17 protein-coding genes are annotated in these 25565 nt (G+C 38.2%); 10 read left to right on the top strand and 7 right to left on the bottom strand.

Annotation, left to right across the window (positions count from 1 at the left end; all coding sequences use genetic code 11):
- Positions 1 to 7: 7 nt before the first annotated feature.
- Complete coding sequence (locus V7K76_RS01455; RefSeq protein ID WP_334779398.1) at positions 8 to 604, bottom strand: acyltransferase; 597 nt, start codon at positions 602 to 604, stop codon at positions 8 to 10.
- 406 nt (positions 605 to 1010) lie between these two features.
- Here V7K76_RS01455 and V7K76_RS01460 point away from each other — a divergent pair, with 406 nt between their 5' ends.
- Entirely contained in the window at positions 1011 to 1457 is a 447-nt protein-coding gene (locus tag V7K76_RS01460) for a hypothetical protein (RefSeq protein WP_334779397.1), read from the top strand.
- Between the two features lie 429 nt (positions 1458 to 1886).
- Here the strand turns inward: V7K76_RS01460 and V7K76_RS01465 are convergent, their stop codons facing one another.
- Positions 1887 to 4172 (bottom strand): hypothetical protein, encoded by a 2286-nt coding sequence (locus V7K76_RS01465; RefSeq protein WP_334779396.1) that lies wholly within the window; start codon positions 4170 to 4172, stop codon positions 1887 to 1889.
- 561 nt (positions 4173 to 4733) lie between these two features.
- Here V7K76_RS01465 and V7K76_RS01470 point away from each other — a divergent pair.
- Both V7K76_RS01470 and V7K76_RS01475 read left to right on the top strand, forming a co-directional pair.
- A complete protein-coding gene (locus V7K76_RS01470; protein ID WP_334952231.1) occupies positions 4734 to 5906 on the top strand; it encodes a glycosyltransferase family 4 protein in 1173 nt (390 codons plus the stop codon).
- Positions 5907 to 6124: 218 nt separating this feature from the next.
- Entirely contained in the window at positions 6125 to 7264 is a 1140-nt protein-coding gene (locus V7K76_RS01475) for a glycosyltransferase (RefSeq protein ID WP_334779394.1), read from the top strand.
- Positions 7265 to 7523: 259 nt separating this feature from the next.
- Here the strand turns inward: V7K76_RS01475 and V7K76_RS01480 are convergent, their stop codons facing one another.
- From V7K76_RS01480 to V7K76_RS01495, 4 genes are all read right to left on the bottom strand, one after another.
- Positions 7524 to 9731: an alkaline phosphatase family protein gene (locus V7K76_RS01480; RefSeq protein ID WP_335029642.1), complete on the bottom strand. Its 2208-nt coding sequence runs from the start codon at positions 9729 to 9731 to the stop codon at positions 7524 to 7526.
- A gap of 288 nt (positions 9732 to 10019) precedes the next feature.
- Positions 10020 to 11915, bottom strand: a complete 1896-nt coding sequence (locus tag V7K76_RS01485) for a sensor histidine kinase (protein ID WP_334779392.1) — start codon at positions 11913 to 11915, stop codon at positions 10020 to 10022.
- 70 nt (positions 11916 to 11985) lie between these two features.
- Complete coding sequence (locus V7K76_RS01490; RefSeq protein ID WP_334779390.1) at positions 11986 to 12657, bottom strand: response regulator transcription factor; 672 nt, start codon at positions 12655 to 12657, stop codon at positions 11986 to 11988.
- Between the two features lie 394 nt (positions 12658 to 13051).
- Positions 13052 to 13780, bottom strand: coding sequence for a hypothetical protein (locus V7K76_RS01495; protein ID WP_334779389.1), 729 nt, complete (start codon positions 13778 to 13780; stop codon positions 13052 to 13054).
- A 670-nt stretch (positions 13781 to 14450) separates the two neighbouring features.
- Here V7K76_RS01495 and V7K76_RS01500 point away from each other — a divergent pair.
- The 6 genes from V7K76_RS01500 (at position 14451) to V7K76_RS01525 (ending at position 19498) form a co-directional block, all read left to right on the top strand.
- The gene (locus tag V7K76_RS01500) at positions 14451 to 15134 is read left to right on the top strand and encodes a hypothetical protein (RefSeq protein ID WP_334779388.1); all 684 of its coding nucleotides are present in this window, start codon (positions 14451 to 14453) and stop codon (positions 15132 to 15134) included.
- Between the two features lie 479 nt (positions 15135 to 15613).
- The gene (locus V7K76_RS01505; RefSeq protein ID WP_334779387.1) at positions 15614 to 16531 is read left to right on the top strand and encodes a hypothetical protein; all 918 of its coding nucleotides are present in this window, start codon (positions 15614 to 15616) and stop codon (positions 16529 to 16531) included.
- 387 nt (positions 16532 to 16918) lie between these two features.
- Positions 16919 to 17233, top strand: coding sequence for a hypothetical protein (locus tag V7K76_RS01510; protein WP_334779386.1), 315 nt, complete (start codon positions 16919 to 16921; stop codon positions 17231 to 17233).
- A 189-nt stretch (positions 17234 to 17422) separates the two neighbouring features.
- Positions 17423 to 17851, top strand: coding sequence for a DUF2752 domain-containing protein (locus tag V7K76_RS01515; RefSeq protein ID WP_334779385.1), 429 nt, complete (start codon positions 17423 to 17425; stop codon positions 17849 to 17851).
- Positions 17852 to 18113: 262 nt separating this feature from the next.
- On the top strand, positions 18114 to 18668 hold the full coding sequence (locus tag V7K76_RS01520; protein WP_334779384.1) for a hypothetical protein: 555 nt from the start codon (positions 18114 to 18116) through the stop codon (positions 18666 to 18668).
- Positions 18669 to 18790: 122 nt separating this feature from the next.
- The gene (locus V7K76_RS01525) at positions 18791 to 19498 is read left to right on the top strand and encodes a DUF928 domain-containing protein (RefSeq protein ID WP_334779383.1); all 708 of its coding nucleotides are present in this window, start codon (positions 18791 to 18793) and stop codon (positions 19496 to 19498) included.
- Between the two features lie 83 nt (positions 19499 to 19581).
- Here the strand turns inward: V7K76_RS01525 and V7K76_RS01530 are convergent, their stop codons facing one another.
- Positions 19582 to 22224 (bottom strand): CHAT domain-containing protein, encoded by a 2643-nt coding sequence (locus V7K76_RS01530; protein WP_334779382.1) that lies wholly within the window; start codon positions 22222 to 22224, stop codon positions 19582 to 19584.
- A 430-nt stretch (positions 22225 to 22654) separates the two neighbouring features.
- On the opposite strand from V7K76_RS01530, the gene V7K76_RS01535 reads away from it, so the two are divergent.
- Positions 22655 to 25453 carry a two-partner secretion domain-containing protein gene (locus V7K76_RS01535; RefSeq protein ID WP_334779381.1) on the top strand — a complete coding sequence of 933 codons (2799 nt, stop codon included), beginning with the start codon at positions 22655 to 22657 and terminating at the stop codon, positions 25451 to 25453.
- Positions 25454 to 25565 lie beyond the last annotated feature (112 nt).

Genomic DNA, 25565 nt, shown 5'->3' on the forward strand with positions numbered 1-25565 from the left:
CCTTGAATTACTCTGAAGGAAGTTGAATCTCTTGCTTGTTAGCGAGTTGTTCATAATGTTCTTTGTCACGGTATTTAATTGTTCTCATCCGTTGATTACCAACAATTGCTAAAGGTTCAATATTCGCACTTACAACTGTACCAGCCGCCACAATTGCACCATCTCCAATGGAAACTCCTGGAACAATTAGAACATTTCCGCCAATCCAAACATTGCGACCGATGACAACAGGTTTATGAATGTAGACATTATGTTCATAAGGCAAATCATTACTTTGATAGTCGTGATTTGCAGAGAGGATAATCACGTTAAATCCAATTGTGGTATTGTCGCCAATTGTGATTCCACCACGACCATCTAATAAGACATCTGGACCGATATAGACTTTATTTCCCAGAGATACATTTTGCGGATGGTCAATTTTAATATCTCGCTTAAATCGCAAACCAGAGCCACAAAATTTTAATTGACTCTTCAGTTCTTGATGCTTGTAGCGCCTGATTTTGGTTTCTAAGTATTCTCCCCACTGTACCAGACGAGGTACTAACCATTGTTCCAACAGTCGCTCTAATTTATTCGTAATTTTATTTTTGATCTCTTTCATAAAACCTCACGGAAGTTTAGGAACTCTCTGGCTTTCAACCAAGGAGGAAAAATAACGTGGGTACTTTAGCACCCTTCACATTTATTAGTTTTCCCCAATAAGAGTATTTTCTCCCATGTGAGTAACGTTTCTCTAAAAGTGGCGTAGGGATGGTAGCTTTGTCAAGGTAAACTAAACATTACGAGTTTTGCTCTCGGAGTTTGGATTTTCAAGATACAACTGTTTGGAAAATGAAAGGGACTAAAGAAGTACCCCAAGAATTGGACTACTATATCAGTAGTAAGTTAAATGGACTCACTCTTCGTTAGAGATTTTGCGATTGTTTCTCTACGAGACGCTCCGCGAACGCTTCGCTCGCAATGACATACAAAAAAGTGGGATGCTCCCACATTAAAATCGCATAAATATGACAAAACTCGAATTAAAAAATCATCAAGTTTGGCGACATTTAAGTGAAATATTAGAAACTTTAGATGCTAATGCTCTTGTTAAACAACATCTAGAACTATCTGATTATAAAATATGCGGCTACTGGGATGAACAAGATAAATATTATGAAACAATTACTTTGCCTCGTACACTAAAAGCAAAATTAGTTAGTAGTTCTATTGGCGTTACCCACAAAGAACGCTTTCTACAACTCAAGTTTTTCCTGATAGCTTCTGCTGTTGATGGCACACAGACAGCAAGTAAAAACGCTCAATATTTAGGTGAATTGGTTCTTATTTACAATGAAAATTTGGAGTTTATTGATGAAAATTGGCTTTTAGATATAGCGGTTCCCATTCAGATGAGGTACAATATTATACCGCAAGGTGTAGGGGCACGGCACTGCCCATTGGTGTCAACTTAAGCTGGAAATAGCTTAACTGTTGGCTTCCATGCCCGTCCGGAAATAAATTTCCGGGCTAGTAGGCTAAAGTCTACTGAAGTAGACTGGAGATTTTTGGCGATATTTAGTCATCTTCAGATGACTTTCGCTATTATACGGGAATTTCAATTCCCGGCGGACAAGCGGTTTCACGTTAAGTTGACACCAATGGGCACTGCCGTGCCCTTACGGGTGTACCTTACTAGGTCGGGAAATGCTATATCGATTCTTCAATGCTTGAGATAAAACTCTGAAGTCTTGAGTAGACATCACAAGCTGACAGTTAATCACATTCGTAAACTCACGGAGTTTTTTCATATTTCACCTGCTGCTTTTTTTGAGTTTCTCACGATCGCAGCTACCCCGACTACCAAGCTTATGGCTGTGTTGTATCGCAATTGCTGTAAATACTCAACTCGGTAGCCGATAGATAATCACTTTTCCTTTCCAATTTTCTTCCACAAATACCAGATATTCACCATTGGAACGCCGAAAAGCACGGATACCATAGGGTATATCAATCCAGCCACTTTTGCTGCCAACTTCTGGGCCTGGTTTTAATCGTTGTACTTCCACTCCCGTTCTGGCATTGTAGACATATACTTCTGCGGTTTTAACTGTCACGGCAAATACACGATCTCCCGCCACACTCATTGCAGCTGTAGATACTTCCCGCTTACCAGTGCTGTCGTAAGGAATCACAATTCGCCACTTGGGAGTACGATTACCTTGACTCCAATGATCAAAACGGGCAATCTCAGATCCCGCAACTCCTGTATCGTCACCAGAGGCAGGATGATCTACTGTAAAACCTGACAAATACATCGTATCTGTTTGAGGGAAATATTCAAGCCGCCGCAAGTCGTTAAATATGCTGGGAGTAGTTTGCTTTTCCATCGAACTATAGCTGTAGATGGGGTTGCCTTGAGGATCTATTCCCTGCAAAGGATAGTGTCGAATGCCATCTTTTGTTCGCAAAGCTTTCCAAACATCTCCTTTGCTGTCTACCCACCAGCCGCCGATATAAGGATAATCTTTGCTGCGATCGTATTCGTTCTTTTCAAATTTGCCATTACCGTTGCGATCGCGCCAGATCCATTCTCCTTGTTCTGGTTGATGCGGTGGCCAATTTCCGTCAAGAAATGGTTTATCTGCACCATTAGTACCGACAAACATTCCGGCTGGTATGGCAATTTGGCCATCTGTGGCTGGATTAAAACGATATATTTGCAAAAAGCTGCTATACATATCTGTAAGAAACAAAAACGGCTTCCCTTGAATGCGGCGAACAAAGGTGCCATCTGGGGATGTATGCAGCCGTGGATCTTGAGGATATTTGAAAGCATTTAAGGTGTAGGCTTTGTAAGTCCACTGCTTACCAGCAGGCTTACTGTAGTCCATCAAATAGTGTTCTTGTTTGGTAAATAAATCTACACCATCAGTTTTCGGATCGGCATCTGCATTATCAACGAATATCAATCCCAGCGATCGCCAAATCAACTTACCCGATGGCGAAAATTTCCGCAAATCTGTTCCTGATTTGTTGAAACCATCACTATTTATATATATATTACCTGAAATATCTGTACCGACTCCAGTAAGTCCATAAAGTTTCAAATCTTGAACTTCACCAGGAACTCCTGCATAGACACCACCCTTACTGCCAAAACTACCCACCTGCACCGGCTGGTTTTTGATGTCATAAATTAACATTTGCTGACGCGGGCCATTTTCTGCCACTAACAGCTTACCTTCACGATCAACTGCGATCGCAGTTGGTTCAACAATATCTGCAATTTGTTGAGGTAATTGCTTTCCACTCTGGGAATAATGTAAAATTTTGGCAGAATTCTTACCATTTTTACTTTGGATAATCCACAGATTTTTTTGTGGATCAATAGTTATTGCTCCCGGATTAGCAATAGTAAAGCTGCGGAGTTCCTTCATCGTATCAGTATCATAGACACGAATCCGGTTAGCAGCAAAATCACTCACATACAACTCACTTTCCACAGTTGCTAATCCAGTGACTTCGCTTTTAGTACTGGTAATCAACATACTTTTATCCCAGCCACGTCCATTCGGAAACGGTGCAGGTTTTCCTGACAAATCATAGCGTCTAACACAATGCCAAGTTGTTCCTTCCGGTGGGTAATCTTCATTTGTTTTACCCCTCGAACCTTGAGTCATGGCAATGTAAATATATTTACTATTTACTGTTACAGCTTTGCCACCGCCACGACTCCAACCGTGAGTATCACCAATGGCACCAATAACCTTACCATCCTTATATATTCCTGCCTCCATTCCCGCCTCATCCCAATGACTGTTAGTATAAACTGTGCCATCAGGAGTAACATACATTGCCTCAATATTGTTTTGTACTCGCAGATTACCGCTACCAAAAGTATTACCTATCCACGATGTTTTGTATGCAGGTGTGGGTGTTGTAGTATTGTTTTGTACCAGCAGATTTTTATTGTCAGTAATATTATTTATCCATGATGTTTTGTATGTAACCGTGGGTGTTTTAGTCGTGGCCCAGTCTGTTGTTATTCCCAGGGTAGTAACAATAACTCCAACAGTCAGACTGAGTAAAAAATTGAAAGTTTTACTTCTTTGTAAATATCTAGTCCGAGATAATTTCTGGATATACTGACTCAACTTTTCTAACTGGAACAATAATTTATTTTTCATATAGTTTTAAGCTTTTAATTATTTATATACAATCATTTTTTATAAAATCCGCACGAAACATTATTATTTTTAACTGGATAAAATTCAAGTTATGTAAAAATAGAAAGTCTAATAATGCATGAATAAAAAATAAACACACTTGAAAAACAATATTTATATAAACTTCATAAAAGTAATATGATTATTTAATTTATCCAAAAATATTTTCTCATGTATTAATGGTTACTTATTTTTAAATAAAGACAGTCAAAAATAATACAAAATTCTGAGAAAATTATTAATGTATAGTGGTTTATCCTTCTCACTGTCTAGCATTCAAGTTTCTTGATTAGTTAGTATCATATTTGTCATCGTCGGTGTTATCTGGTTAATAAAAACACAAATTTTTATTCCTTGTTGACGTTGGTATATAAATAGTTTATAAATTGGTGTTCTACAAAAGAATTTTATTATTAGTATGTATTTGTAAATTTTAGTAGTTCAGATTGAGATACAACAAGCTGTAGGTGCAACTCATAAATTGCCTCTACTGTTTTAATATATTTTATAGGAGACATCTTGATGGCAGGTAATAAAGAAAAAAGTTTTAATTCCGCATCTGCATCTATTACCACCCTTGGATTAGGCTGGTTTCCCAAAAATCCTGGAGGACTAGAAAGATATATTTATGAATTAACTCATAAATTAGCCGCAAATCAAGACCAAATTGAATTATGTGGAGTTGGTCTACCAGAAGATGAACTAAATTCACAAATTAAGCTAACTAACTTGGCGAGTCCTGATAGTACTATTTGGCAAAGATTATGGTCAATTCGCACTAATTTCCAGAAAACAAGAACCAGCAAACCAGATGCGATTAATTTGCATTTTGCATTATACAGCTTTCCTCTTTTAGATATTTTACCAAAGGGAGTACCAGTTACTTTTAACTTTCATGGCCCTTGGGCTTCTGAAAGTCAGCAAGAGGTAGTTAATAAAAATCTTAGTCTTTTAATCAAGCACTGGTTAATAGAACAAAACACTTATAATCGCTGCGATCGCTTCATTGTTTTGAGCAAAGCATTTGGTAAAATATTACATCAAAAATATCAAGTACCTTGGAGCAAAATTAATGTTATTCCTGGTGGAGTTGATATTAATTGGTTTCAACCAAATTTATCACCCCAAGAGGCTTGTACAAAGCTAGGCTGGCCTACTAATCGCCGAATTATATTTACATCACGTCGCTTAGTACATCGAACCGGAGTTGACAAATTATTGCAAGCACTAGCTATAATTAAGCCCAGAATACCAGATGTTTGGCTTGCGATCGCAGGTCGTGGTCACATCCAAGCTGCACTACAACAACAGGCTACAGAATTAGGACTAGATGACAACGTTAAATTTTTAGGTTTTCTCCCTGATGAGCAATTACCTATAGCTTACCAAGCTGCTGAATTGACTATCATGCCTAGTCAATCTTTTGAAGGATTTGGATTAGTAATAGTTGAATCTCTAGCCTGTGGTACTCCTGTTTTATGTACTCCAGTTGGGGGAATGCCAGAAATTTTATCAGAATTTTCACCTGATTTAATTACTACTTCAATAGAAGCCTCAGCTATTGCAGAAAAATTAGAGCAAGTACTTTTGGGAAATATCCCCACACCATCACGAGAAGCCTGTCGTCAGTACGCTACCAAACACTATGATTGGAATCAAATTGCCCAGCAAGTGCGGAATGTTCTATTAAATTAGGAACTTCCAAATAAAAAAATATCCAATTTTTGCTTGTGGGGTGGGCATCTTGCCCGCCTGATAATCAAAGGTGGGCATCTTGCCCACCTCACAAGATTAGATAATTTATTTCTTGGAAATCTCTTAAAGAAGTAAAGATGGTAAATTTTGTTTATAGCAAGGTATTAGCGTAGAATTTCACGTTTCTACTGAATAGTATTATATTATTAGGAAAATTAATGAAAATTCTTTTTTTAGATCAAAGCGGTAAACCAGGCGGTGCCGAATTATGTTTAATAGATATTGCTAAACCTTATGGCGATCGCGCTTTAGTCGGTTTATTTGCAGATGGACCATTTAAAGATTTACTACAGCAAAATAATATTCCGGTAGAAGTTCTTGCAACTCAAGCAATCCAAGTTCGCAAAGAAAGCAGTTTGCTACAAGGATTCAAAAGTCTCAGACAACTTGCACCTCTGATTACTAAGGTAGTTAAAAAAGTCCGTAAATACGATTTAATCTATGCCAACACCCAAAAAGCATTAGTTGTAGGAGCATTGGCAAGTTTTTTTAGTCGTCGTCCTCTAGTTTACCATTTACATGATATTCTTTCCAAAGAACATTTTAGTCAAACTAATCTTCGCATTGCTATTAATTTAGCTAACCGTTTTGCATCATTAGTAATTGCTAATTCTGAAGCTAGTAAAACAGCCTTTCTGCAAGCAGGAGGAAGGCGAGATATTATTGAAGTTATCTATAATGGCTTTGATCCAAAAACTTATCAACCTGATGAATCTGATATTAATAAATTACAGCAACAGTTAGAATTGCAAGGAAAATTTGTTGTTGGACACTTTAGCCGACTTGCACCTTGGAAAGGGCAGCATATTTTAATTAATGCCCTTGCTAAATGTCCGCCAGAAGTGACAGTAATTTTAGTTGGTGATGCACTATTTGGCGAACAAGAGTATGTCCAATATTTACACCAACAAGTTACCCAACTGGGATTAGAAAACCGCGTCAAATTTTTAGGCTTTCGTTCTGATATTCCCCAGTTAATGTCAGTTTGTAACTTAGTAGCACATACCTCTACTTCTCCAGAACCCTTTGGTAGAGTAATTGTTGAGGGGATGCTATGCGGAAAACCTGTGGTTGCAGTCAAAGCTGGAGGTGTAATGGAATTAGTAGAACATGGACTTAATGGTTTTCTCGTGACACCAGGAGAACCCGAAGAACTAGCACAAGTAATTATTACCTGTCTTCAAGAGACGGAAATAACTGCAACTATAGCTAATAATGCCAGGACTACAGCTAGTCTGCGTTTTGATGTTGCAACTATTAATCAGCAAATTGCCCAACTGCTGTCTCACAGATTATAGTAGTTTGTTTCCTTAATTTTGTAGGGCTGCTAGATCCCCGACTTCGCAGAAGTTGTCGGGGATCTGAACACCACTAACCTCTCAAAAGTTTTGAGGGATTTACTCTATACTAATTATCAAGCAATGTGGAGTTGATTAGTCTATGAACAGACAGGCGATCGCACACTGAGATTTGGGATGCTCTCTGAGATTTGGATGCATTCTTCTTCACCGCATCCCAGACGGTGGAGAAGTCAGCACTCCGAGAATAACGAAGTAGTTACTTTCTAATCTTGAGAGCTTTTCCCTGAACAGTTGGGGCAGAGGGAACACCGAGTAAACTGTTGATAGTGGGGGCTATATCGATATTGTGAATTGTGCCGATATTGCCACGGCGCTTGATGTCGGGGCCTGCGGCATAGAAAATGGCACTGAGATTAGGTATTTTGGGATCGTAGCCATGCGCCCCATAGAAGTTAGGCACGGAAAAAACTGAATTATCCGCGTCGCCTAAACGAGTTACAGCCGGAGTTTGTCTTCCGTCAAAGTTATATCCTTCACCCATGATTGCAAAGACATCACCAGTATCTTGACCAACAAATTCACTTGTACCCAGTCCAAAACTTGGGTCGTTTAAATTAGTTGGTAGGGGACGAGGGTATATCTGGTCAAAAACTGCCTTTTTTTGTCGTCTAAGGACATAGTTAGGATTGGTGTCTACTAATTCTCGCAAAGCTGTGATAATTTGTTGTTGTAGAGTTACATATTCAGCACGAGTGACAACGCCGTTGGGTTCACGCCCTTGAAGATTGATATATATGTTGGCGGCTGGCCCTGATGTCACAGCATGGACTCTAGTTAAGTCAAAACCTCTACTTCTGAGATAGTTATTAAGGTTAACTTCTGTATGGAAGGCAGAAAAACCGTGGTCGGAAACAACTATGATGTTACTATTAGGTTGACCTTGACGATTTGTACCTACTGCGTTCATGATGCGTTCTACAGCATTATCAGCAGCCCGATAAGCTGTCTCTAGATAGCTTCTATATCGATTGACTTTGGCTTGATCTTGTCCTGCGCCAATAGAGGATGGATTTTTGGGGTCACTGGGCTGGCGAGAATCAGTTAAGAGAAACTGGTGTTCCGATCCATCTGGTTGTTCAATATAAACCATAACTAAGTCGGCATTAGGGTTTTGGTTGATTGCTCTCAATGCCAGTCGAGTTTGATAGTCTACAAACAGTTTAACTTGGTCTTCGTAAATAGCTTCTAGCTCCCTGTCGGGGAAAGTTGTAAATCCAGGGCTGAGGCGTTCTGGAATCCGAAAATCAGACTGAGGAACCCAGAAGCCAACGTTGCTGAGAATATCATTAACACTAGTTTGTGCTGCCGGATTTTGAGGAATCGCATTCGCAGAATAACGGGCAATCCGCACGATGTTCAGGTCAGGGGCAAGATTGCTGACGTAAAATGCTGTTCCTGCCTGGTTGGAACTACCTGACAAGTAAAATAGACTAGAACGGCGATCGCCCGCTTTGATATATGCAGGGCCAGTTGCAGGTAAGCTAAAAGGCCCGGCTGGAATCCCAATTTGAGCATCAAAGAAGACTAGCGTATCATAGTTGGTCTTGCGATCGTTGCTTGTATCTAATGCCGCAACTTGGATATCATAACTAATACCACCAACAGTAAAGCGATCGTTTAAAGCAGCTTGCTGAATCGGGCTATAGGAAAATCTTCTGGCATTATTGAGTTGACTAACTATTTGGCTAGAAGCCGCACTAAAATTGGCGGCGGTTAAACTAAAACCACTCGCACCTACCCCAGCAAAAGCACCAAAGGGAACTGTGTACGATACAGTTCTTCTGTTAGCAGGTTGAATAATTGGGCTATTGGCTAAACCCGGTACTCGCACATCAACTCCATCTGCACCGGGAAAGGTAGCAGCTACAACTTTCTTCCCATTTTGCTGGAGTCCAACCCACACAGGTTCAGCAGTAGGTTGTAAACTTGCAGCAGGCCCAAAAGTTGAATAACCACCGATGGGAGCGCCAAAACCACTGATATTAGAAGTAAAGGGACTAGCAACCAAGTGGAATGTGTTACTGTTAATGTCATTGCGAGCTGCGGTTGAACCTGTACCAATTGCTATATGACAAGCCGCAGTTAGGGATGCACTACAAGTAATGTTTCGCTCTGCGTAAACTCCTTCCCTTTTCAGAAGTCCCAATCCCTGTCTTCGACTCAGCACACCTTTTTTAAGATACTGTTCCACAAAATCTGGTGTTGCGCCATCCAGGGAAATCAAAATCACTTTCGGGTGTGGTGTACTTGATACGGTTTTAGCCACTATGGAATGTACAGTTAAGCTGAAGAAAAAAGTCACAACCACCACAATGGATAGGCACATAAGTAACTTATGTCTCAAAGTCTGCCATAGCCACTCAAATGCTTTGTTTATCCCATTGAATTTTAAATATCTGCTCACTTGTCCTCCCTAAGTAAAATGCCCTAACTTGATTGAGATGATTAATCCTCAATTTATTCAAGGTATCTTAACGAAAGACTATGAAAATCTTAAGTAAATGAGTACGGTACACGCCTAGAGGATGGCTTTTTCATCATTCTACCTCTTGAACAGCCCTTGGTAGAATGATTACACTTCGTTCCTCCACCCAACCTACGCATCTGAGGGGTTTTTGGCGCTAACTGAACCGTATTGGTTTATAATCCAATTAACTTACCCAAGGTAATTAAAATCAACAATAAATACATATTAAAATAGTCGCCAAAACCAAAGTTTATTGGCGGACCAACTAAGCTGACAAACCATCCCTCTTGGGAAATTAGGGTATCGCTTAAATTCACCACCCAACTGTTTTCCTAAATTTTGAGCTAGCTTGGTTCCAAACCCTAAATGTGAGGATAAATCAGCCATTGTTTCAATTTTTAAACCATTATCTGTTACTCGAATTACATTTTTACCATGCTCTTGAGTACAAATTACTTCAAGACGAGTAGTGCCGATAGCATACTTTTTGACATTACGCAATGCTTCTTCTAAAAAGCTGCAAAGACTCCGCTTTTGTTCAATAGTTAAGTTGCGTTCATCCATTGCCTCAAACTTGAGTACCTTTTGTTTTATATTGTTAAAATAAGCATAATCTTGTTCGACAACTTCGTTATAAACTTCAAACAGAATATCATCAAGTGGTTGAGATAAATCTAGTCTTTGCTCTTGTTGAAAATAAAAACTATCTAATTCGCTGACTGCCTCTCTTTTTACTAAATCATAAACATCGCGCAATTGCTGATTTAGTTGTTGAAGCTTTGATATAAATTCTTGGCGTGATAAACTTTCATCACTTTGAACTTCTCTTAAGATTATATTCAAAGTTTGCAAGGGATGACTATGAATTGCATCGAAGATTTGGTCAATAATTAACTGTCGGTCTCGAATGCGGTAACGTAATGCTTCATCATATCGATAAAAAGCTGCTAAACCTACACCATTGAATACTAATGTGAAGAAAGCTGGTACAATTGGAATCCACCAACCAATAATTATTAATCCATAACAGATGAGAATTAAACAGATAGTAGCAATAGTAATATAAAGAAACATCTTTAATGGATTGAGAATCACACGCCCTAAACTTAAACCTAACATCCCCCAACCAATAATCCATAAATACTCCCATCCATCTGCCAAAACATTTATCATTGGCCGATTATCTAGTACAGCACTAACTAATTGACTAACTACATGTGCTTGTATCTCAACACCATAAATTAGAGCAGCATTTTCACTATTGATTGCCGATGAATTAACATAATCTTTAGCGCTGGGACTAGTCATCCCAATTAAGACTATTTTGCCGCGAATCCAATCAGAATTAATCTTTCCATTTTGAATCTCTGTAAGAGAAACTACATGAAAAGGTTTACGTCGATTGCGAAAATTAATTAATATTTGACTACCACCTGTATCTGCTTGTATATATTCGCCTAAATTAGGCTGAAGTCGGGGAAGTTTAGTTGCATTAAATCTCATACCATAGGGGTCGCTATCTACATTTTCTAGATGAATATTTTTAGTTTTTAAATAGGTTTCTGCCAACTTTAATGTAAAAGAACATTTCCATTCTCCCTGTAAATTTGAAGTAGCTAATAAACTTCGGCGTTGCTTGCCATCTGTGTCAATTACAGCATCAGTAAAGCCTATCTGCTTTTGTGGTAAATTTGGTGGTGGATTGAAAGTTGAGCCACTGCGGTCAGGCAGAACTTTATCAACTGCAATTAAATTTTTAATTTCTGTGAATGTTTTAACAAGTTCTTTATGTCCTGGTTCTTGTGGTAAGTCTCTAATAATATCCAGTCCAATTACAGCAGGTTGATAAGTTTTTAATTTATTTAATAAGGCGGCGATGTCTTTATCAGGAATTGGATAGGCTTTAATCCTATTAATATCCTTTTCATTAATACCTACAATCAAAATTCTTTCATCAATTGATTCTTCTGGGCGCAGCCGCATAAATGTATCAAATGCAGTCCACTCCAAAAATTGCAGCGAACCCACTAGGCGCAGTGAAATTATGAATGCAATTGTGGTAAATTCTACGCGCCAAATCTTATTATCTGAATTAACTTTTGTCCAAATTCGCCGCATCATACATCGTGTTTATTGTAAATCTTAGATTCTTATTTGTGATTACAACTAAATATTGACTATGGACTATTGACTAATCAATTAAACCTTCTTCTCTTGCTCGAATTTCAGATTGAATTCGGAGATTTTTTCCCTCATCTGGGTAAACTCCCAATACATCATAAATTTTAGTCCAATAATGCCGTACTGTTCGTTCACCAATATTCATTTTCTTGGCAATAGGTAAATCTTGTAAACCTTCTTTACAAGCAAGTTGTAAAACTTCTAGCCATTCTGGTTTCAGTTCCAAACCAGAACGTATCTCTCTAGGAGTGTTCTGCAAACCCTTTAGAGACCAATCAACTTTGGTTAACATTTCACTCATTGGCAAACTTTTGTCTGCAACTGTAAAACCGCCTTCGTGATTGCTAATTGCTGCTTTTAGCCTGACTAAAGCACGAGGAGTGGCTGTTTGGATCACAATATTGAGATTCGGATATTGGCGCATCAATATCTTAAGTAACTGAATACCGTTGTTAGTTTGGGCAGTTCCTCCCATTGTTTCTGGCATAACTAAATCAACTATAATCAAGTCAAAGTTGACATTTTCTAATTTTTCGAGTGCTGATTTTATGGTTTGCGCTTCGACAATTTTAGCTTCGGGGTATTGCTGTTTTAATACATTGGCAGTTGCATATAAAACGGATTCATGGTCATCAATTACTAAAATTTTCTGTGGGTTTGACTTTTGTACAGATTGATACATACAGTTTCCTTGATATTGAAGATTGATTATCTTGAAAAGGAGGTATTTATTTTTAGGCTTGGTAATTACGAAAATTGATTTTTATATCATCGGTTTGTATTTATATAAATGTTAAATTTTGGCTGACGCATTTTAAAAGAAAAGTATTCTTATAAGAAGAATTCAGAACTCAGGAGTCAGAATTCAGTATGAATTCTGTACGACTGGGTAATGAATATTGGTTTAAAACCGTACTTCTCTACGAGACGCTACCGCGAACGTCCCGCTACGCTAACGCCCCTTGTGGGCGAAACTAGTATTAAATTTTTTCACTTATTTAAAACTCTATCACTTCCCTACGGGACGCTGCGCGAACATGGGTAGAGAATTCTGAATTCTGAATTCTGACTCCTTTTTATACATTTAAATTTTTCTGCAAATGCCGCCAACGAAAATACCATATTTCTGCATTATTATGATGCTGATAAAAGCATCTACCCAAAGTCAAAAAATTAAAGGCATGACGAAGATAAGCTACTTCTGTAACATTCGATATATAAGTTTGTTTCGATATATTTAAATTAGTTAATTGAACTATGAGTTCATGAAAATTACCTCGTGGTTTCAAAGTGACAAATATAGATAATGTACTGGGAATATTTGATAGGATAATTTGCAGCAATTCTTCTAGTGCCATCAAAACAACGCGAAGAGTATAAAGTGACTCAGGAGGCCAGTCAGTTGGCAATTCCATTTGCAAATTTAATTCGGGAATGCGCGATCGCCATTTCACTAGTGTATGTTGAATTGCTAAGGGTAGACTGTCGTCAATATGTGCCGGAGACAAGTAGTCACTCAGTTCTTTGAGGGAATGATGGAACTTCTCGATAGTCGCTAAGTTACTTTGCTGTTGCTGCTGTTGATACAGAGAAGGATTTATTGAAGATATTTCTAAATTTCGTCGAATTACGAATAATTCTTGTAGCAAATCATTGTGAATCATCTCTGCTTCCTGATGCATTCTTATCCATTGCCTGGTATGCCACCAAATTAATGCTCGTTGTGTTTGCTGATGATATAGAAACAAACACAACACAACTATAATACAAGTAATCAGAACTATAATCCCTGTAACAATTAGCATGTGTGTATTTTAGAGAAGTAATTTTCTACAATCACATTAGTACTTATGTTTCATCTAGATGATGAGTATAAAGATTACTTAGTTTACTTTTTTTTCATCTGAGGTAGATAGTAGGAAGTAGCCAAGCTATTGGCATGAAAGTGCAACTATTATGACTAACAATGAGTTATGTCAGATTTCAACTTGGTGAGGTACAGAAATACCCCACCCTAACCCTCCCCTTATAAAGGGGAGGGAACTAGATTTTTTAGTCACTGTATTCTTGCCCTTAGCCCCATTTTTTCAGGTTTTGGGATGGATGGGGTGGAACTTTAACATCATGGCGATCGCATCCTGCCAATGATTCTTGATATTTTCCCATATTAAAGGCAATACAGATACCTGATGTAGAGACGTTGCATTGCAATATCTCTATATTTGGCAACTATGTACAACCAAATTGGCACAAAGGTGCAATGTAATTTCAGGTCAATTATTTATTGTATTAATCAAAGGCAATTGTATTGCGATCAAATTTACAGCTTAAGTATGACTAAGCTATTTTTTGAGAAATGGTGGATTACCATATTGGGAAGATTTTACGCCGTTTGTGGCTTGTCACCGAGGGATTCGCCCCGGATTATTGGGTGATTCTGACTAATTAATATAAACATTCTTCTGGGGATAATAAATGATGTTCAGATTACTAAAGCTTGTTGGATTATTATCATTAAGTACCAGCTTTTTTTCAGTAGGAATTATTGCACCAGCGTTATCACAATCTCAAAAGACACCGACTCAAGAAACAACGGATAATTCTAGAACAGAATCTAAAGAGTATCCAACTCAAATAGCAACAGATAATGAAGGTAGTACTAGCATAACGTGGGAGCTAAAATCTTGTGCAAAAAAAAAGGATCATATTGTTAGTTGTATATTTTCTTTCAGTAGTAGCGAAAATCTCGATTACAATGTTTATTCTCAAAATGAAACTAGGTTAGTAGATAAGGAAGGTAATGAATATCATGTAAGCAAAATTGCAACCCCAAAAAAAGTTGTTGGTTACAATAGCTCCTTGTCATTTAATGTTTACAAAGACGTGCAGTATAAAGTCGCTATTGATTTCACAGACGTACCAGATTCGGCTTTATATGCAATAGCATTGTATATTAAAACTGGTTCTCGCTCTCTTAATCAAAGATGGCCAGAATTTCAGAATGTTCCTTTTATTAATCTCGACGGTTCAATAAGTGAAGTTCCTATCTCGGCTAGACATAACAAAAAACCAAATGATCAAGATTCTAATGAAAATCAAAACACTAATCCTATTATCAACATTCCCAAAATTTGCTTACCTTTAATTGGTTGCCATTAAAGGGCGTTTGAAAAGTTTTAGGAAGTCAAATGTTATGCTATCTGCCTCACTATAATACGGATTATGGCAAGGCAGATAAAAGTTTTAGAAATTTGGGGTTATAACTCATATACTAAACACGGGTTGAATCTTTACTTTTAAATAATAGCTAAAAGCTTGATTGCACAATGCTTATAGCTATTAAAAAAGTTATGATGAATGGTTTTTATTTAACCCTTTGTTGTTCTTGGCTTTTATATCTGGCGATTAAGCAATGTATAACAAAAAGTCAATTTCTACCCTACTTATTTAAAAGTTATCGCCAACAGCCTGAAACGACCGAATTTTGGGTGCTGCTGAATCGGAGTATAAATTGACATTTTTGATATGACTAAACAACGATTCTTTACACCTTGGCGCGAGGCTAATACTTTCAATCAGTCATGCCTTTTTTCGCATAAGTAATTGAGGACTAATTCCTATCACTTTGAATTTATATTATGACTAGAAGCAGTCGGATTAATCGGATTAACTGGACTTTAATTTTAGGTATTCCTAGTGCATTAGCAGCCCTAGCAAGTGTATTGACTTTTGTGATTAGTAAAGATTTTAGATGTAATGTTACACATTTAGTAGGTATTAAGTCTAGTCAATGTGTAGATAATTCCATAGCACCTAACATTAATCTACTCGTATCAACAGAATCAGGAGAGCCTATAGAAAATGCTAAAGTTGAATTTATAGGTATTGATAATCCTGAACCTAGATACACTGATAATTCTGGTTTCGTAGCGGCTCAAATTAAAAATGAAGGATTTATTATAGTTCGTGTAAGAGCTAAAAATTATCCTACACAAAACACCACAATTAATGTGAATACACAGCAAGTTACCACCAGAGAAATTCGGTTGAGTCAAAGTGGTACACCAGCAGTAAAAGACCTTAATCCTACGCCCACACCTACGCCTACACCTACACCTACACCTACGCCTACTGCTGCTACAACACCTGTTTCTACAAATCCTCCTCCTGCTGTATTACCTCTTACCGAAGTATGGGGTTCTGTAGCGTTTCAATTAGACTCTTGTACAAGAAAAAAAAGTAATATTGTCAGCTGTCATTTCTCACTTATAAGCACCCAAGATGTTAATTTTCAAGTGTCTTTAGCTAATCTTACAAGGATAGTTGACGGTTTAAATAATCCTTACTACGTAAACAAAGGTTATAGTGGAAAATTAGCAGCCGGGGTTAATAACGATTTGCCTCTGAATATGGTAAAGGATGCCCATTCTAACATTATTATCGACTTTACAGGAGTACCAGATTCAGTTTCGCAAGCTTTTTTATTAAACGTAGAGCTTAATCGTGGCTATAGTTCAGAACATAATCTAGAGTTTAGAAATATACCCATCCAGTAACATCCAAATACCAAGGTCATTTTTTTTGGTATGGGTAGAAAAAATGCGGCAATATCTGGTTCGGGTTTTGGCGATCGCATCCTGCCAATCCTGCCAATAATTCTCGACATTTTACCATATTCAACGCAATACAGATACCCGATCTAGAGACGTTGCAATGCAACGTCTCTAGATTTGGCAACTATGTGTAACTAAATTGGCACGAAGGTGCAATGTAACTGGCAGAAACGGCTAACAAATTCTCAGGTCAATTATTTATTGTATTAATGAAACGCGATCGCAATGAAATTTACACTTATCTCGTTGCAATACCATAACAACAAGTCTACGAAAACGAATCAGTTTTTGTCCAATTCTTTTTTCACTTAACCATAAGGAGTATGAGATATGGCAAAGGAAGCCTCAGCCGCAACTACAGTGATGTCGGTAATTGCGCTAGTTTTTGGAATTATGGGTATGCTGGCATCTTTCATCCCATGCCTGGGAACATTTGCCATGTGGTTGGCACTGCCATCTTCTGTTTTGGGTGGAATAGCTACTTACTTGGCTTACTCCAAGGGAGAGTCAAAGGCGTTTCCCTTAGTAGCACTGACTATCAGCACTATTGGTCTAGTAATTTCTGGTACTCAAATTATCGCATTAAATGGTGCTGCTCATAGCATTCAAGATGGTCTTCAGCAAGGTCTTCAACAACGGCGTTAAATAATTCGTAATTCGTAATTCGTAATTCGTAATTAAGTTTTGTGACGGGGATTTAGCGCAAAGTGCGGTCTTGGGGTCTCCCCAAGAGGAGCAACTTTGCAAGACAGACCCCGACCCAAAACTTGCCGGTTATTGAACCGGGGGACTTAAACCCACGGAGTTTGTTAAAAAGCAATAATCGTTGTAATTGTGAAATTCTTTAGCTACTTACCGGACATCTACAGAGAGTATCGATATGTCAACTACGGCTTACTTGTACTCGCTATGATTTTTTTACTCTACCCGCTTGGGGTTTCTATTCCAGGCAAGGTAGAGGCTTATCTCCCCTTCGAGTTACCTACAGTTTCCAGCTATATTGCCACAAATTATCCCAATCTACCCTGTTCAAGTTGTGGTTTAACACGAAGTGTTGTTTCTCTGTACCATTTTGATCTGGATGCTGCTTTGGCTTTTAATAAAGCTGGAATTTTAATTGTAGCTTTAGCGATCGCTCAATTTTTTCTCAGGTTTCCGTTATTGTTCTGGAAATCTTCAGGACTTTGTTGGTTTGACTTGATTCAGTTCGTTACTTGTGGCTTAGTTATTCGGGTGTTTCTAGATACAACGATGGTTTGGTAATAGCCCAGAGATAAAAGGCAATTACAACACAATTAAAATTGTATCTGTATAGAAATCAAAAACTTTAGTTCTGGGTCTGAAGCCCAGTAAAAAAAGGATGTATAACGAGTGGCGCAGTACGAGAAATACAGCGTCATTGCAACAATGCTCACGTTTTTAAACGTGGGTTCCCGAACCTGCAACCCTATCCCCTATATCCTCTGAAATAATCGTCAATTTGTACAGTACGTAAATCAAAATCTAAATAAAAAAAAGGAACAATATGCCAGGAAGTACATTAGCAACTGCTCAAAACATTGGTATTCTCACATCTTTTAACTACAATGATGCTGTAGGAAATGCAAATCCAATTGATTACTACAAATTCTCCCTGAGCAGCACAAGTAATATTAATTTGCTTTTGAGTGGAGTGACTCAGAACTCTGTTTATGCAGCCATCTATTACGATAGCAATAACGATGGATTGATTGAGAGTGGAGAACAACTTTACTCTACTTCTGCTTATAACGGTGGGAACGGTCAAATTAGTGCAACATTAGGAGCATCGGGGAATTACTATGTTGGAATTTCACCTGGTACAAACGTCAACTCCAACTATTCACTACAGTTATCAGCCGCATCTGCACCTCCTTCTATTGCTTCCGATCCTGGTAGCACACTCAGCACTGCTTATAATATTGGCACTCTAACTGGTACTAAAAGTTTCACGGAATTTGTCGGAAATGTAGACACAGCTGATTACTACAAATTCTCCCTGAGCAGCACAAGTAATATTAGTATTTTAGTGACAAATTCTGTCATCCTATTTATAGGGTAAGCATCTACAGTTACAGTCTGCGATCGCACATCAGTAGCCTAGTAGCCATGAGTAAGTATTTCTGCGTCATTCGACAATCTTTGACTAGCAAACTGCTGCTTAGTTGCACTTTTATACTATATTTGACACTGGCAACTACAGCCATAGCCACTTACAAAGCACCTCCAAATCCTTCTAGTCCTAAAACCCCTACAGGTTCAAATAGTAGTAGAACTAATGAAGAATGTACGGGAAATGAAAAGACAAGTCTCACAGTACTTGCTCCCGTTGCTTACGTTGGACAAACGGTTTCTTTGCAACCGACATTTGCTTGGTTTGTACCAAATTCTCAAAGTCGGGACATTGAATTTAGTCTTGATGAGTATGTAAACGGCAAACCTCGACGGGTTGACACAATATCAATGCACAGTTCGCCAGGAATTATGACATATTCCCTTGCTAATAAACAAATTAGTCTAGCGGTGGGACAAAGGTATTTATGGCAAGTCGCTTTGTTGTGTAACCCCAACCATCCTTCAGAGGATTTAATTGCTAGTGCTGAATTTGAAGTTGTCGCTATACCACCTAAGTTAAAAAATCAAATTTCGCAGACAAAAGAATTCTGGAAACGTTCAGATTTATATGCTGAACAAGGATTGTGGTATGATGCACTAGCTGAAACACTCAATAATTCTACAAAGAAAGCATCTGTTTTAAATTTATTGGTAGAACTCAGTCAGTCAGAAAGAGAAGCAAGTCCCAAAGCTACAGAACCAAACCGCAAGCAAGATTCAGACCAACAAGTTTTACGACTACAACAAATTATAAATGCTGAACAAGCCTTAAAGTAATTGATAATTCGTAATTCGTAATTGATTTATATCCCCGACTTCTTCAAGAAGTCGGGGATATGTGAATGAGTAGACACTCATCTCTACAACCAATTTCCTATTAAAATTAAAGGCGACCAATAAACAGGATGAGTAAATTGCCCTGCTCCTATCTTTCCTGTAATCAATTCTATTTGAGCAGATTGCAAAGCCTCTGCTTTACTTATATTAGGATTATTTAACAATTTTTTGTAGAAATTAATCGCAATTGTTGCTGTAGAGTTATCTTGAATTGCCCACAGAGATGCTAAGGCACTTTTCGCTCCCGCCTGGACTGCAACTCCTGCTAATCCTAGTGCAGAACGTTCATCTCCTGCTGCTGTTTTGCAAGCAGTTAAGGTTAATAGTTCTAATAGCTGATTATTGCGGGTAACTTTACGAATTTGCTCTTCTAATTTCTGAAATGAGAGTTTCCCGTTTTTACCTGTGACAATAAATGTATCTTCTGGAACAGCACCAAATTCGCCATGTGTGGCAATGTGGATAATTGGGTAGGTTTGTTTATCCAGTTCTTGATTTACGCGATCGCTGGTAAAATCATCATTAAGTAGTTTCTTTCCTGGAATCTCCTCTAGCACTCCATTTATTTCTGTAGGAACATTAGCAAGGGGTGAATATTCTTTACCATCAATAGTAGTCTTGGCACTTAAACCCAATGCAAGTACCTGCAAGTGTTGCCGATTTAAAGGTTTAATATCAGTCAGCTTTAAACTGGGAATTGTGGCAATAGCATACTTTTGAATTAAATATTTATCGCCATCATAAAGTGCAGCCATCGGTACACTTCTTAATATGCCATCTTGCACAAATACTAATGTTTTAATATTAAACTGCTGGAGTTCTTTAGTAAAAGGCTCAATTAACCAATCATAGATTTGTTTTGCTATTGTAGTATCATACTCAATACGAGCATTACGCAGGGCTTCTAAATTTCTCCGAAATGTATTTATGTTCTCGATAAAATCTTTGCGTTTAATAGAAATCGACTTCACATGATTTTGACCTTTTGGCAGAGTTAAAACTACCGCAGTCTTATCTTCCAAGATAATAGTGTTTATAAAAGCAGTTGTCTGATTAGGACTTTCTACAATGTTTTTTTGTCCAGATGAAATAAGAACGCAATCGTTACCAAAATAGTTTTGTAATTCTGCTAATCTTAGCGAGTCCATCGTCGTGAGAATCGAACCCAAATTATGTTTACTATCTTGGGAAACTAACGATTTATTTGCAGTTTGTCTTGATTCTTCCCAACTCAATCTCAATCCTACTAACTCGCGGTAAATTGGCTCAATCGTATCTCTAAAATCAAATTGGATATCTCGATTTGCCGTTAAAATATCACGACGAATAGTCTCTAGGGTATTAGTTGCTCGTTCATAAGCCGAAATCGCTGCATCTGGTTTTCCCAAGGCTTGTAAAATGCGTCCTGTTTGCCACTCCCACAGATATAAACTATCTTGTGCTTTTAAGCCTTGTTCGGCCGCTAATCTGGCTTGATTAGTAATTTCCAGGGCTTTTGAGTATTCTTGGCGACATTCATATATGTGTCCTAGTTCTCCCAAAGCAAAGGATTCCGCCCGAAAATCTTCGATTCTATGGGCTATTGTCACTGCTTGATTGAGTAGGGTTGTCGCTTTAACTAATGTGTCAGGTTTCAGACAGCTAATTCTAAACGATTTTGCTTGACTGGTAATAGGTTCCAATAAATGCACCAAGTCGATAGCTGCATACACACGCCTGCGATTTTCAGGCAGACGTTCTAGCAGGTTAATTGCTTGTTGTAGGCTGGTTGCAGCCTCATCGGTGGCATTGTTGCGGTAATATATGGGGATGATTTGTAAGTGCGATCGCATTTCACCCGCAACATCATTATCACTGCTGGCTAACTCTAAACTTTGCCGCAGGTAATTCAAAGCCGTAGTATCTTCTTGTTGAGCATCATCCAAGAGTTTTTTCCCATCATCACCGCTTTGTTTTGCTGAATCTGCTTGTCGATGCTTCACTAAAGCCTGACTAATATGTGCATTGCCCAAACTATTAAGAACTGAAACACGCAATGCAGATATATTAAATTTATTAACAATTCCTAGACTTTTTTTGAGATTTTTGATTGCTAAATCATAATTTCCTGTCAGCCGATTAGCATCACCCAAACTTCCCAAGGCTGCTGCTTCACCGATAGCGTCTTTGTAAGTCTGGGCAATTAGTACAGCGCTGTCAGTGCTGCAATTATTTTTTTCATCAGGATTGCATAAAAGAGCGATCGCTTGCAAGGGTTGTCCTAAACTATTATACACCTGGGCAAGTTCGGTGAGCGATCGCCCCACTTGCTGCAAATTCCCCACTTGGCGATAATAGGCGATAACTTGCTTCCAGTGGATAATTGCTTGTTCGCTTTGCCCAATTTCCTGATAAACCCGCGCCAAGTTTTCTCGAACAATCACTTCCGCCGCCGCATTGTGATTTTGTTGGTAAATATTTACAGCTTTCTCCCAGATAGTAATAGCTGCTTTGACATTTCCAACTTGGTAAAGTTCTAGCCCTTGCTGTACTAGTTGATTTGCATCAGGAGATTGGGCGCTGACTACTCCTGCAAATTCCAGTGGCGTGATTGTTTTTGGTACATTACCCAGCCACAAGCAAAGCGTCAAACTACACAGGAATATAGATAGCAGCCAACCACGCACCCTGAATTTATGATTTTTATTTCCGCTCAAAAAAACTTGATTTATATGCTGAAATTTTAGCACAGTACATTTACGGTAAAGATTTTATAAATATAGTTTTGTATTTTAGCTATAATTTAGTATATTTACTGTTAATAATCAATAGACATCTCCGAAAAAGAATTGTTTTGACGTAGCACTGCTACGTCTCTACAAGGGTTCTGGTTAACGCATCTTTAATTTCTGGAGATGTCTAATAAACTAACAAAAAACCCCGATTTCTTAGAGGATGTTCTAAAAGTCTAAATTATTACTAGCCTTGGCTATACAGACAAAACCCACCTGCGTGGGTTAAGAAGCTTGATTTTTCGTTAGTCCGCGTAGGCGGACTTTGTTTGTGTAGCCGCGATTTCCAATCGCCCAAAACTTTACTTTAGCGCAATCATAAATCGTGCAAAAAATTATAACAATTCTCACACAATTAGGTGTAATAAGTTGGCTGGTTTGGATTATAGCTGGAAAATCAGTCTTAGCTCAGAGTAGCAATATTGTTCCAGATAATACTCTTAAATCCGAAAGTTCTTTAGTGGAACAAAACTTCCTTGGTCTGCCTATAGAATTAATTCAAGGAGGAGCAATTAGAGGTGTTAACTTATTCCACAGCTTTCAGGAATTTAATGTCAGTGAAGGACGCAGTGCTTATTTTCGCACCCCTAGCGCTGACATTCAAAATATTGTGGCACGGGTTACAGGAAAAAATCCTTCTCTTATTTTTGGTGGTTTGGGTACTCTTGACGAGAGTAATTATTTTTTTTCCAAGGCCAATTTATTTTTAATCAATCCCAATGGCATTATTTTTGGACGAAATGCTAGCCTGAATACTGGTGGTTCATTCGTTGCTACCACTGCGGATGCAGTGCAGTTTAATAACCAAGGATTATTTAGCACTTCTACTCCCGAAGTTCCTCAACTTTTGACGATTAACCCTTCGGCTTTTTTATTTAATCAAATACAACCTGCGCCAATTATTAATCAATCAAGAGGCGTAAATCTTTATCCAGATATAACCACAGGAATTACTTCTTCCTATGGTAAAAGCTTATTACTCTTAGGTGGTGATGTTATTTTTGATGGAGGCATATTAACAGCTTTTGGTGGAAAAGTTGAAGTAGGAGGATTGGCTCAAAAGGGTAGTGTTGGATTAAATATAGATGGTGATAATCTCGATTTAATATTCCCGACAAATGTTGCTAAAGCAGATATTTCTTTAACTAAGCAAGCACTTATCAATACTACTGGTGAAGGTGGTGGTGAAATTCAGTTAGTAGGTAATAATATCAAAATCGCTGGACAATCTGAACTTTTTTCAGGAAGCCTTCGTAATCAAAATAGCCGAGACATAAAAATTCAAGCATCACAGTTAGATATTTCTGAAGAATCTCATATTGATACACTTAAATACGCTGCTGGAACGGGTGGAAATATTATCATTGATACCCAAAATCTCAATATGTCTGGTGCTTCTATCATTGGTACAAATACAGAAGGCACTGGAAAGGGCGGAGATATTATCATTAATACCCAAAATCTCAATATGTCTGGTGTTACTGGTATTCCTGTAATTGGTACAAATACAGATGGGGCTGGGAATAGCGGAGATATTTTAATTAATACAGAAAACTTGAACATGAATTTGGCTTTTATTGGTACTGGAACTTCTGGCGGAGAGGGGAATGCAGGTAATGTATTAATACAAGCTACTAATTCTGTCAACTTGAATAATAGTACATTATCTACTGACTCTATTGGGCTAGGTAACTCAACTACTCAAGGTGCTGGAGGAAATATTCTGATTTCTGCTAAAACATTAAACCTGGAAAATGTATCATCAATTGCAACTACTAGCTTTTTGGGGCAAGGAAATCCTGGTGATATAACGCTCAAAATTTCCGATTCTATCAATCTATCAAATAGCGAAATATCCGGTATTTCTTTTAGTGCGGCATCGGGAGGTAATATTAATATCGAAACTGAGAATTTCAATATAAGTGATGGCGGTCAATTAATTAATAGTAGCTTTGACCCTATCAGCAACAGTTTTTTAGATATTCTAGCCAAAACAAATAATTCTCTAGATCCAGTAGTTCAGCAGAGTATAATTACTACAATCTCACAGATAAATAATAATCTGAATTTGCAAAATACAAAAAATCTCGGTCAGTCAAATTCTGGAAATATCAATATTCTGGCGACTAAATCATTAGTAATGACTGGTATATCTCCCACTGACCCAAACCGTCATAACCTCATATCAACTGAAACTCTAGGTGCAGGAAAAGCCGGAACTCTCTCCATAGAAACAGGAGAATTCATTGCCAGTGATGGTTCATTACTCTCAACTCAAACTACAAGTTCAGGGGATGGCGGTAACTTAACTCTTAAAGCTGACGCAGTTGAGTTAACTAATAATGCTCAAATTGTCGCATTGAGTCAAGGCACAGGCAAAGCAGGTAATATCAATTTGACTACTGCAAAAAACTTCAGTGCAACTAATAGCCAAATTCTGACATCCTCCATCCAATCTTCTGGAGGAACTATCAATCTTACTGCCGAAAATATCCGCCTTTTTGGTAATAGTGACATTCGCACCAATGTTTTTAGTGGTGCTGGCGGCGGCGGTAATATTACCCTCACTGCTAACTCAATTATTGCCCTTAATGACAGTGATATTCTCTCATTTGCGCGTGATGGCAAAGGCGGTGATATTAGGTTTAACACCCGCGCATTTCTCAGTTCTCCCCTCTATCATCCGACTCCATTCACCACTGATGCTGCTACTATCAACACACTTGATGGCAATCAACAAGTCGATGTCAATGCTAGCGGTGCGGTTTCTGGAACCATTACGGGAGTACCTGACATCAGCTTTCTGCAAAACAGTTTGACAGAACTCCCGCAAAATGTGATTGATACTAACGCAATACTTGCTAATAGTTGCATTGTTAGACGCAAAAATCAACTAGGCGGGACTTTTTTTGTTACAGGTTCTAGTGGCTTACCTGAACGTCCTGGTGATGCACCCCTTCCACCATATCCTACTGGAACTTTGCAGTCTGTACCCAGTAAAAACAATTTGCCTGTAAGTAATGTTACCCCTCCCAGGTGGAAAATTGGTGACCCAATTGTTGAACCCCAAGGAGTCTATCAACTACCAAATGGGAAGAAGATATTGAGTCGGGAATGTTCTTAATTAACCGAACCGTATTGAGTGCGATCGCACTGGCTGCGATCGCTAATTCTTGTTCATCTATAAATAACGATGTATGGTATATGTAAGGCACAGTAATCCTACCAAGGATCTG

It is taken from the genome of Nostoc sp., from assembly GCF_036917975.1.
GTDB lineage: Bacteria > Cyanobacteriota > Cyanobacteriia > Cyanobacteriales > Nostocaceae > Nostoc.